The organism is uncultured Mailhella sp., assembly GCF_905187505.1.
GTDB lineage: Bacteria > Desulfobacterota > Desulfovibrionia > Desulfovibrionales > Desulfovibrionaceae > Mailhella.
In genome coordinates, this window is the sequence record NZ_CAJJIC010000085.1 from 1 (window position 1) to 10,596 (window position 10,596).

Consider the following 10,596-nt stretch of genomic DNA (forward strand, 5'->3'; position numbering starts at 1 on the left):
CTATAGCCTAGTATTTTATTGAAGTTGCATGTAACGGACAGCAGGAGCAGAACATTGTTGTCGCTCCATATTGTATAAGTTTTAATTTTCGGAATATCTGTTTCTTTCCTCCTGTTTTCTGTAAAGTAAAAGTCTGTCAGAGAGCTGCTTATGCTATACAGTCTGAAAAAACAGCTTTCCGTTTCTGAGCTTCATCTGCTGGTTGGGGTTTCCGATTCGCTGGTCATGAATAAAATTTTTGCGTATCTGGAACCCATGGGGTATCAGCTTGACAGCGCTGTGGACAGTGACGAAGTAAGAAACTGTCTGAAAACATCTGCGTATGATGCGCTTGTTCTCGATGCTCTGTTCACCGATCAGAACGGAATTCCTCTTTATACCTGCCTGCGCATGGAAGGCTTCAACAGACCCATCATTCTGCTGGTGCCCGAAAATACGTTGGAAAATCTGCCCCGTTATCTGAACAGCGGAGCCGACGACATCGTGACGAGTCCCGTGCACATGCTGGAGCTTGAGGCCCGCATTCTGGCCTCCATACGTCTTTCCAAGGCTCATTTGTCCTCCTCTCGTCTGAGCTGGGCGGGCATAGAGCTTGACTCTCAGGCGCATACCGTCACGTGCGACGGGAAGAGCATGCATCTGCCTCCCATGGCGTTTACGCTTCTGGCCCGCCTCATGAAGGCCGCTCCCAACGTGGTCAGCCGCAGCGAACTTCAAAACGAGCTTTATGGCGACACGCCCCCCAACAGCGACGCGCTCCGTACCTACATTCACATCCTGAGGAGTCACCTGGAGAAGCAGAACAAGCCCATTCTCAAGACGGTTCCGCGCGTAGGATTCCGTTTGACGCCCCTTCCGTGACGACTGAGATCCAAAGGGCAAAAGCGCCGGCATCGTGCTGTCCGGGAGGACGCATGATGTCGGTGCTTTTGTATATTTATGCCTGATGTCAGCCATCATTTTTTTGTTTGAACGAAAAATTGTCTATAAGACTGTCGTTCGACGGAATGTTGAAGGTCATCATCGTTTCACAAAAGGGACATGCGTGTCCTTGCAGAGAGTCCGAAGCTGTCTGCAAGGGGGCATAGTAGTGTTCTAGCATAGTCGTCTGCCCTGGGACGTCGTCGACAATACTCTGTTACACTTTGAAAGATAGGCCTTTTCGGAAGTCTGGTTATCTTTCCGCAACCTGTTGAGTCGGAAGGAAGTCTTTCTTTTCGCTTCGTTGCAATATTCTTTCGGTGGTGATCGGGATGGGCGTCACTGAAAAAGAGCCGGGCTCGACTGAAGCCGGCGTCAATTCTGAAATCTGTTTCGGGGATGCCCGCTGCAGGGCCGGTGGATCAATGCCGGACGGAAATGTCGTCTGCGCAGGGCCGACGGGAAAAGACCGGGGAAGGCTGCCGTCCGGGGGAAAGCCGGAGAGAAGGGCGGAACGATGAAGCCGGGAGCGGGAGGGATGCCGTGTTCGAGCAGAAGAGCCGCTTCCTTGTCGAGGAAACGGCTCTTTACGGAAATGCGCATCGGATTTAGGCGGCTCGACCGCTGAGAGAACGACGAAGAGGCGCCTGGAGATTACCAGGTGAGAGTGACCTTGAAGGAACAGTCGGAAAAGCCGGGGGCATGTTTTTCCATGCCTATGTTCAGGCGAAAACCATGGATGGCGGCGATGCGCCGTACAATGGACAAACCGAGTCCGCTGCCGTTTTTTTCCTGCCCCGGCGGGCGGAAAAAGCGTTCTCCAAGACGTTTGACGCTCTCTTCTGGAAGACAGGCACAGTCGTTTTGCACGGTAAGGCTGTTCTGCTCTAGGGTCAGGCGTATGAGTCCGCCTTCCGTGGCGTAGGCAGTGGCGTTTTCAAGCAGGTTGCGCAGCAGCATGGCAAGCAGGGCCTTGTTTCCTTCCGCGGAGGCGCTGAGGGAGGATATCCGGGATTCGAGGCGGATGCCCGCCTGTTCAAGACGCGGGCTGTAGGTCGGCAGAGCCTGGGCCAGAAGCTCGTTCCAGCTCACCGCGGACAGGGAGAGTCCTTCGGCTGAGTGCGCGGAACCGGAGCCGTGCGAGGCCTCAAGCCGTGAGAGCGCAAGAAGCTGGTCGATGAGTCGCGAACAGCGGTCTATGCCCTGACGAAGGAAGGCCAGAGCCTCGTTTCGTGTTTCCGGGTTCATGCCGGGCTGCGCCGCCACCTGAGCCTGAATGCGGAGACCGGCGAGAGGCGTGCGCAGCTCGTGCGCCGCGTCGGAAATGAAGGAACGCTCCCGGGTCAGCATTTCTCCGGTTCGGGCAAAAAAGCCGTTGAGCGATTGTGCCATGGGCAGAACTTCCGAAGGCAGCTTCTGCAGGTCCAGCGGCGTGTCGTCTTCCGGCTGCCGGGACTGAAGATCGGCGGCCATGGAGCGCAGGGGGGCCAGTTCTCGCGTGAGCAGCAGAAAAAGTCCCCCGAGAAGCACGGGCAGCAGAATGAGCCATGGGAGCATCTGGCCTCCCAGCATTTCCAGCGTCATGTCGCTGCGGTATTCAAGTTCCTGCCCCACGGCGATGACATATTTTCCATCCCGGGAGTTTATCCACAGGATGCGCCAAACATCGTCGTCGTTGCGCAGGGGTTCGTTGATGAAGCCTCGCCTTGACGGTTCAAAGGGAAAGCGTCCGCCTTTTTTCCCGTCGGCAAGCAGTCGGCGTCCGTCGGGAGAGAACACGGCAAAGGCTATGGCGTCTTCTTCCTGCTGGCCGAATCCGTGTTTTTTGACTCCGGGCATCATGTCGCCGAGCTTGGGAATCTTCTTCGGCGCGCGCGTGAGATCGGCCACGGCGAGCGTTTTGGCCACCGCCATCTGCTGGGAGTCGAAAAATTCGTCGATGTAGCTTCTGCACGTCTGCCAGGTGAACAGTGCGGCGGCAAGCCATGAGGCCAGCATGAAGATGGAGAAGAACAGACTCAGCCTCAGTCTGAGGCTCCTGCGGCTGACAGGTCGAGAGAGAATCCGGCTCCACAGGTTGCCGGCAAGGTTTCGAACATGAAAAAAAAGACCGGAAAGCGCTTTTATCCATGATGCCGGGATATGACGGCACGCTTGTCCGATCCTGCTGAGCCATGCGCCTGGGTGGACCGGGTGGTTCATGAGGCATCTCCCAGAGTGTAGCCTACGGAGTGCACGGTCTTGATGAATCCGGACCCCAGTTTGCGTCGTATGCGGTGCACCAGCACTTCCACGGAATTGCTGCTGACTTCCTCGCCCCAGGGATAGATTTTTTCCTCTATGGCACTGCGGGAAAGCACGCTCTGCCTGTTCAGAAGAAGCAGTTCCACAAGCATGACTTCCTTCTGTCCCAGAGCCACGGGCTGGCCGTTCAGGGATACCGTGCGGGTCTGCGGGTCGAAGCTGACGGCTCCGTGCGAGAGCTGATGCGAGGTGACCCCGTGTCTGCGTCGTACCAGAGCGCGCAGTCTTGCGGCCACTTCGTCGAGATCGAAGGGCTTGCCGAGATAGTCGTCGGCGCCGAGATTGAGGCCTTCCACACGCTGACTGATGGCGTCTCTTGCCGTGAGGATGAGCACGGGAACGTCGTGACCGGCGGAGCGCCAGTGTTTCAGAATGTCGAGTCCGTCCATGCCGGGCAGACCAAGATCGAGGATGGCGGCGTCATACGTGGCCGATGCAAGGGCCTCCATGCCGAGCGGGCCTTCCTTGAACCAGTCCACGGCGAAGCCCATGGCGGGAAGACCCATTCTGAGTCCGTTTCCGATGAGCGTGTCATCCTCGATGAGAAGAATGCGCATGATGCTCCCTGTGGCTCCGGCGCGCCCGCGAGGGACGCGCCGGTCGTAATTGCTTCTTTTACTTCTTGATGATGCGCTTTACGTCGATGCCGAGTTCAGACCAGTCCTTTTCCACTTCGCCGGAAATTTCCACGAGATCGTTGGGACCGACGTTCTGGCCCTGCCAGCGCTTGTGATCGATTTCCACGTTGATGGTGCCGGTGTTGTCCTTGAACAGGTAATGATCGTCGCCGAGGTGCTGAACGATGTGTCCCTGAAGGGTGACGGGAGAGTCGTCGCGCATGTCCTTGGCCTGCTGCACGGTGCTGAGAGCGGGGCCGGGGCCGGTGAAGCCTCCGCCGCGGTTGAATCCGCCGTCGGGGCCCTTGGCGAGGGCGGTCGAAGCGCCGAGCATGAGGGAGAGGGCGAGAGAGGCGCCGAGAACGGCGGAGAGACGGGAAGAACGGGAGGAAAGCATGGTCATAAGAGCCTCCATGATATGATATCTATGTGTTTTCAGTCGTTGCCTTTTCCACTTGAGGACAGTAGAGCATGGGAAACTTACGGCGTCCTTACATGAAAAAGTTTTTTGTCTTTTTTTGAAAATTCATCCTTGTCATTGTTAATAAGCAGTTCTGGCGCACAGGGAAGAGGAAGAAGGCTGAGAGGTGAAAAAAAGCCGCGTCATGCCGCAAGAATCGGATGTTGCGGCATGACGCGGCGATTGGAGCGGTTCTTTCCGCTGCGGGTTCGGTTTCAGGGACAGGCGGCGGACGGTGCGCGATGGGCTCAGGGTCATGCCGCGGCAGCGGTGAGATCAGCAGGAACACGGACAGAAGCGGGGAAGCGAGAATACCCTTGCCGCCGCAGCGCCGGAAATGCCGAAGAAGACGACCGGCCTGCCGATGTCCACAAAGTTGACGAAGGTTCCGTTGCACAGCGTGCTTCCCGTGCAGAGCACGAGTTCGGACCAGTCGAGCACCGCATCCCGGTAGCTTTCGCCGCCGTGTTCGATGGTGACGCCGGACTTCACGCTGCCCACGAACTGCGGATTCATGTCCAGGACGCGCAGGGGAAATTCCTGGGACAGTCTGGAGGTAAGGGCGGGCTGATAGCCTACGAGCGCGATGCGGGGGGTGCCGAAGCCTTCGCGGACGCGGGTCGCGTACGCTTCGGCGCAGCGTTCCAGATCGTCGTTTTTGCAGTGAACGGTGTGGTCGATGTCGCCGGTGTGGCGCATGACGGCATTCAGCGTGGCGATCAGCAGAGCCCGTCCATGGGGATCGTTTTCCGTATCAAGGGAAAGCACGTCGTCGAGCGTGCCGCAGAATTCCGAGGGAGCGTCCGTGAAGGCCTGACCGAGGGCGTCGCCGAACCTTGCCTGGAGCATGATTTCCCTGCCGGCGAGGATGGGATAATCCTTGCGTCGCGTATGCCCTATGGCTTCTTCCGGGGACAGCCCGCGGCTTTTCAGCTCTATGGAGCTTTCGTTGAGACGGTGGGTGTCGACAAGGCGCTTCAGTTCCTGCCTGAGTCGCCGGTAAAGTTCCTGTGTGGTCATGCGTTATCCTCCAGACCGAGAAAGGCATTGAGCCTTGCGTTGTCGCTGCGCGAGAAAAGCTCGTCCGGGCGGCGTATGCAGAGCATGCTCCCGTGATCCATGATGCCTATGCGGGAGGCGAGCGTCTGGGCCTCCCGGAAGTCGTGGGTCACAAAGAGCACCGCACAGTCGAATTTCTGCGGGATGCTCTGAACTTCGTCGTAAAGTTTTTTCTTCGTGGCCGGATCGAGCGAGGAGAACGGTTCGTCGAGAAGCAGCAGCCGCGGCTTGAGCACCAGAGCTCTGGCCAGAGCGACGCGCTGTTTTTCTCCTCCGCTCAGCGTTTGCGGGTAGTTTTTCAGCACATGCTCGATGCCGAGCATGGAGGCGATGCCGCGCGCCCTGTCCTTCTGTTCTTCTCGGGAGACATGACGGACGCGCAGGCCGTAGGCAATGTTGGCCTCCACGCTCATATGGGGAAAAAGCGCGTGATCCTGGTACACGAAGCCTATGCGGCGTTCGGTGAGAGGGATGTCCTGTACCGGCGCGCCGTAGAGAAGCACGTTGCCGCCTTCCGGGGCGTAGAATCCGGCCGCCGATTCCAGAAGAAGCGTCTTTCCCGCACCCGTGCGGCCGAGAATGGCGAAGGTTTCCTTTTCCCTCAGGGCAAAGGAAATGTTTCTGATGTGCATGCTGCCTCTTGTGAGACAGAAGTTTTCGAAGGCAAGCGGCGTCATGGGCGGAGCGCTCCTTCCATGCGGCTTGCGGTGCGGCGTCGCAGCAGGGTGGAGAGCAGAAGGGCCGTGCCCGACAGCACCAGCAGTATGATGGCCGAAGCCATGGCCATGCCGTTGTCGCCCGTGCTTATGTTGAGGTAGATGCTTGCCGGGAGCGTTTCCGTCTTCATGCGCGTGACGCCCACGAGCATGAGCGTCGCGCCGAATTCGCCGACGGCGCGGGACCATGTGAGTATGGCGGCCATGAGCATGGAATTGCGGCACAGCGGCAGCGTGATGGTACAGAATCGTTGCCAGCGCGAGGCGCCGAGCGTGCCCGCAATGAATTCCAGCCTGCCGTCCAGCTCTTCCAGCGCCGTGCGCATGAGTCGTATGACAAAGGGAATGTTGACGAGCCATTGCGCCATGACTATGCCCGCCGGTTCAAAGATGACGCGTATGCCGAAGTCTCTGAGCATCTTGCCCGCTCCTGAGGAAAACATCATGAGCAGACACAGGCCGAGCACGAGATAGGGCAGCGACAGCGGCAGTTCCAGCACAAGACGGCAGAGACCGCGCAGCGGCATTCTGCATCGCGCCAGGGCATATGCACAGGGAATGCCCACGACGAAGCAGAGAAGGGTGGAAAGCGTGGAAGTGGCGAGACTCAGCCGTATGGAAAAAAGCACTTCTTTCGAGCGGAGGGCCTCGGAGAGAAAAGGCAGACCGCCGACGATGATGGTGCCGATGGAGGCCGTGAGAAAGAGAATCGTCAGAAAGGCGATGAAAAGGCTTGCGCCGTCAAAGAGGGACATCTTCTGTTTCATGGCGCGCGGAACTCCTGACGCCGCGATGCCGCAGGCGAAGGAAGAAGATGGGGGGAGCCGTCTGCGACGGGTGGGCATCACGGCCGTCGGCGCGGACGGCTCCCGGAAGATCAGTTCAGAACGACGTATCCGTGCTTTTCCCAGATGGCCCGGGCCTCGTCGGAACTCAGGAACTCAAGAAAGCGTTTCTGACCCTCGGGATTGACGGAAAAGGAGAGCGTTGCCGCGGGAATGGTCTTCACATAGGCGTCCATGGCCGGATCGTTCACGATGTCCATGGCGGGAGAGACGTTTTCCTTCCATACGATGATGGCGTCGCATTCGCCGGCGTTCAGCGCGTTGAATATGGAAGGCGCCGTTACGCCGCGGCTGACCACGTTGACCTTGCCGGCAAGACCGGCGTCGGCAATGGCCTTGTCCGCAATCTTGCCGATGGGCGTGGCCTTGGCGTCGCCGAGAACGACTCTGAGGGTGCCGTCGCCGAGGTCTTTGACGCCTTTGATGTTTTTGGGATTGCCCTTTGCCACGGCGAGCACGGGAACGTGCTTTACCAGATCTCGCCGCGCGGACACGTATTTTTCCACGGGCCTGAGCTCTTCCGCGGCTCCGGCAATGAAGAAGTCGCCTTCCTGCGCGGTGTTGATCTGCGACTGGATCTGACCTGCATTGGCATAGGTGACTTCCATGTTAACCTGCGTTTTTTGGGTGAAGGCCTCGGCGATTTCGCCGAAGGGCTTCGTCATGCCCGCGCCGCAGTAGACGTGAAGGGCCTTTTCGGCCTGGGCACAGAGAGGAAGGGAAACAAGAAGGGCGGCCGCAACACTGAGAAGGAGAGGAAATCTTTTCATGCGATTCTCCATGCCGCGCAAAGGCGGTTTCCGGTGTTGCTCACAGACGAAAACACCAGAACCATGAGGGAAAGTCCGGGCATGGAACAAGCGCAGCGTTTTCTTTCCAGACCATGAAAGGCCGTGCGGGAGGCGGCCCCGTTTCCAGAACCACCCTGTGAGCAGAAACTCAGGTCGGCGCGGCATGGCGTGTGCTGTAGCCGGACCGACTCGAAAACTTATTTTTGAAATAGACAGGAGACGCCTCTTTTGTCAAGCGGGTCTGAAAAAAAGAGGCGTTGTGTTGCGGAAGCGGGAAAGTCTTACGGGGTGACGGGAATCCGGTGAGATGCGGTCGTTCCGTCAGACGTGCGGAGGGGAGACTTTTTCGGCACGGGGGCAGGCGTGGTCGCAGAAGAGCGCACGGCGAAGCTCCTGCTCAAGAAGGTCGGCGGCATCGTCGAGGAGCCCCGAGTTGTCTATGCGTATCATCCTTTGTCCGGCGAAGTCGGCGGGAACGGGGAACAGGGCGACGGAGAGGCGTTCTTCCCTCTCGACCTCCGATTCCCGTTTGCGCCGCGCGAGTCGTTCACGCAGGGTGTGGAGCGGCGCGGTAACGAGCACGGGGATAAGGTCGGGATAGCGGTGCAAGACCTCGCCGAAAGCCGCGCGGGAGCCGTTGACGAGCACGGAAACGCCGTCTTCGAGCGCACGGAGCGAGCGAAGGGAAATGCCGTACCGACAGCCGTGGGCGGTCCAGTGAAGAGCGAAGCGGCCCGAGGAGGCAAGTTGCTCGAAGCGTTCGTGACTGACGGGAATGTGCCGCTCGCTTCCCGGGGAGGGAGGTCGGGTGATGTAGCGTCTGGCTGCGGCGAGGGGCAGGTTGCGGAGGCGTCGACGCATTTCCCGTATGAGGCTGTCCTTGCCCGAGCCGGACGCTCCCATGACATAGATGATTCTTCCGCGCATGGATTGTTCCGCCTTGAGGGAACGCGGCATGACCGCGATGAGGGGAAAGGCTGCAGAGCGAAAATGCGGGATGTCCGCGCAGCCTTGAGGGGGAGAAGAAGGTTAAAGACGGGGGCTGTCTCCGTTCCGTTTTTTCATCGTGCGTCGGAAGGAACGGAAAACGGACGGACGTCAGAGTATGCGACGGGGACGGGCGTCGTCAACGTCGCTCAAGCGGAAGCGGATGTCGGAAAAGGGGTCAGGATTGCTGTCCGGGAAGAGAGACCGGGTGCCTGCGAGTCTCTTTTTCAAGAATGAACGCAATGAGGAAGATGCCCGCGAGGTTGAAGGCAAGGCGCAGCGCCATGAAACGGAAACCGAGCGTGGCGCTTTCGAACATGATGAGCGGTATTTTGGTGGTGGACCATGCCCCTATGAAAATGAAGACGTTGAACAGGCTCGCCCCTTTTTTCAGCATGACCCCGGTCATGGGAAAGGCGACATAGAGCGGCCCGGCCGCCGCCGACCCCAGAATGAAGGCCAGCAGCATGCCGCGGGCTCCGGAGCCGCGGCCCATGTATTTCATCATGGTTTCCCTGTCCACCCATACGTCGAGAAGGCCGAGCAGAACGAAGATGGGAGGCAGGAAGGAGAGCATTTCGAGCACGTTGTCGCCGGTGAGGGCAAAGGCCGTACGCCCGACGGCAGGCTCGAGAAAAACAAGAGCGATGTTTATGCCGAAGAGAATGAGAAACATCCGGTAGCGACGGCAGAGCGCGAGCATCACAGGATCCCCCCCAGAATGACGGAGGAAATGACGGCGTAGACGAAGGCCAGCGCGTTGCGCATGACGGCAAGGCGCTTGCCGAAGAAGGTCGTTTCCAGCGGAAGCGTGACGATGCCCACCATCATGAGCGTGGTGAGGAACATGGCCGTCTGACCGTAGCCTGCGCCGGAAGAGAGCAGCGATGCGGCCAGGGGAAAGGCGATGAAGCCCGGGATGAGCGTGACGGATCCGACGGCCGCGGCCACGGCCATGCCTGCGGCGCCGGAGTCTGCGCCGAGCAGGCGGGTGATGGTGTCTTTGTCGATCACGGCGAGCATGATGCCGATGAGCACGAGAATGGACAAAAACTGGGGCAGGATGTTTTCAAAGGATTTCCAGGCTTTTTTCAGAGCCTGCCGGGTCTTTTGCCGGTTCTTTCGAAAGGAGATCGCAAGCAGAATCGCGGTGAGCGCGTAGAGAGCGGCTGTGGACATGGTCAGTGCTCCTTTTCCGGCAGGGGAGCCATGGGCAGAGTGCGCCTGTGCGTCGAGCCGTGACAGCGGCGCCGCACTTCTTCCGGGCATGGGCTCGTCCTGTTTTTGTCTGGGTCTGCTTCTTCTTTCCGAGCTCTTGGCGTGGCGGCCATGTCTTCAAGCTCTCTTGCGAGCTCGAGCAGCCTTTCCCGGCGGATGTCGTAATGCATGAAGTGTCCGCGCTTTTCTCCGGTGAGAAGTCCTGCGCGGCGCAGGATGTTGAGATGCTGGGAAACGGCGCTTTCACTCACGTTCAGCGCACGGGCGAGCGCGGAAACGCAGTAGCTGCCCGAAAGCAGCAGAAGAACGATGCTGCGCCTGGTGTCGTCCGCCAGTGCGCGAAAGAGAGAGGCGTTGTTCATGGCATTTTCGGAATCGCTTCCTTTGTCCCTCATCGTTTGCTGCGGTGCGGCTGACGATGCGGAAGCGTCGGCAGAATTTTAATTAAGTAAATACTTAAATAAATAAGCGCGGACGGCCTGTCAACATCGTCCGGGTCGCCGGGGGAGAAAGCATGGCGCAAAAAAATCCCCGCCGGCAGAATGCCGGCGGGGATGAAGGCTCTGGATAAAAGCGGCTCAGCGTCGTTTCACGCCCAGCATGTCGAAGGACTCCACGGCCGTGCGGAAGGCGATGCCGGAGCCTGGTTCGGCATCGCTGAATTCGGCCTTGATGCTT

Annotated in this window: 12 protein-coding genes and 1 riboswitch; of the genes, 1 reads left to right on the forward strand and 11 read right to left on the reverse strand. The window is 58.9% G+C overall.

The genetic code is table 11. The features are described from left to right. Positions 1-150 precede the first annotated feature (150 nt). Positions 151-861 (forward strand): response regulator transcription factor, encoded by a 711-nt coding sequence (locus tag QZZ60_RS08165; RefSeq protein WP_295640369.1) that lies wholly within the window; start codon positions 151-153, stop codon positions 859-861. 714 nt (positions 862-1,575) lie between these two features. Here the strand turns inward: QZZ60_RS08165 and qseC are convergent. The 11 genes from qseC to QZZ60_RS08220 form a co-directional block, all read right to left on the reverse strand. Further along, the gene (qseC, locus tag QZZ60_RS08170; protein WP_295640371.1) at positions 1,576-3,123 is read right to left on the reverse strand and encodes a quorum sensing histidine kinase QseC; all 1,548 of its coding nucleotides are present in this window, start codon (positions 3,121-3,123) and stop codon (positions 1,576-1,578) included. After that, positions 3,120-3,782, reverse strand: coding sequence for a response regulator (locus tag QZZ60_RS08175; protein WP_295640373.1), 663 nt, complete (start codon positions 3,780-3,782; stop codon positions 3,120-3,122). The genes qseC and QZZ60_RS08175 overlap by 4 nt, the downstream gene beginning before the upstream one ends. A gap of 58 nt (positions 3,783-3,840) precedes the next feature. After that, on the reverse strand, positions 3,841-4,245 hold the full coding sequence (locus tag QZZ60_RS08180; protein WP_295640375.1) for a YgiW/YdeI family stress tolerance OB fold protein: 405 nt from the start codon (positions 4,243-4,245) through the stop codon (positions 3,841-3,843). 333 nt (positions 4,246-4,578) lie between these two features. Then, a complete protein-coding gene (locus tag QZZ60_RS08185) occupies positions 4,579-5,322 on the reverse strand; it encodes a DUF364 domain-containing protein (RefSeq protein ID WP_295640377.1) in 744 nt (247 codons plus the stop codon). After that, positions 5,319-5,993, reverse strand: a complete 675-nt coding sequence (locus QZZ60_RS08190; RefSeq protein WP_295640379.1) for an ATP-binding cassette domain-containing protein — start codon at positions 5,991-5,993, stop codon at positions 5,319-5,321. Before QZZ60_RS08190 ends, QZZ60_RS08185 begins: the two co-directional genes overlap by 4 nt. Positions 5,994-6,034: 41 nt before the next feature. Then, on the reverse strand, positions 6,035-6,844 hold the full coding sequence (locus QZZ60_RS08195; RefSeq protein ID WP_295640381.1) for an ABC transporter permease: 810 nt from the start codon (positions 6,842-6,844) through the stop codon (positions 6,035-6,037). 110 nt (positions 6,845-6,954) lie between these two features. After that, positions 6,955-7,692 (reverse strand): substrate-binding domain-containing protein, encoded by a 738-nt coding sequence (locus QZZ60_RS08200; RefSeq protein ID WP_295640383.1) that lies wholly within the window; start codon positions 7,690-7,692, stop codon positions 6,955-6,957. A gap of 83 nt (positions 7,693-7,775) precedes the next feature. Further along, a riboswitch (molybdenum cofactor riboswitch) is annotated at positions 7,776-7,920 on the reverse strand. 114 nt (positions 7,921-8,034) lie between these two features. After that, a complete protein-coding gene (gene phnN / locus QZZ60_RS08205; RefSeq protein WP_295640385.1) occupies positions 8,035-8,640 on the reverse strand; it encodes a phosphonate metabolism protein/1,5-bisphosphokinase (PRPP-forming) PhnN in 606 nt (201 codons plus the stop codon). 238 nt (positions 8,641-8,878) lie between these two features. Then, positions 8,879-9,403 carry a permease gene (locus QZZ60_RS08210; RefSeq protein ID WP_295640387.1) on the reverse strand — a complete coding sequence of 175 codons (525 nt, stop codon included), beginning with the start codon at positions 9,401-9,403 and terminating at the stop codon, positions 8,879-8,881. Beyond that, positions 9,403-9,879, reverse strand: a complete 477-nt coding sequence (locus QZZ60_RS08215; RefSeq protein ID WP_295640389.1) for a permease — start codon at positions 9,877-9,879, stop codon at positions 9,403-9,405. Before QZZ60_RS08215 ends, QZZ60_RS08210 begins: the two co-directional genes overlap by 1 nt. 2 nt (positions 9,880-9,881) lie before the next feature. Then, the gene (locus tag QZZ60_RS08220; protein ID WP_295640391.1) at positions 9,882-10,280 is read right to left on the reverse strand and encodes a helix-turn-helix transcriptional regulator; all 399 of its coding nucleotides are present in this window, start codon (positions 10,278-10,280) and stop codon (positions 9,882-9,884) included. Positions 10,281-10,596: the final 316 nt, after the last annotated feature.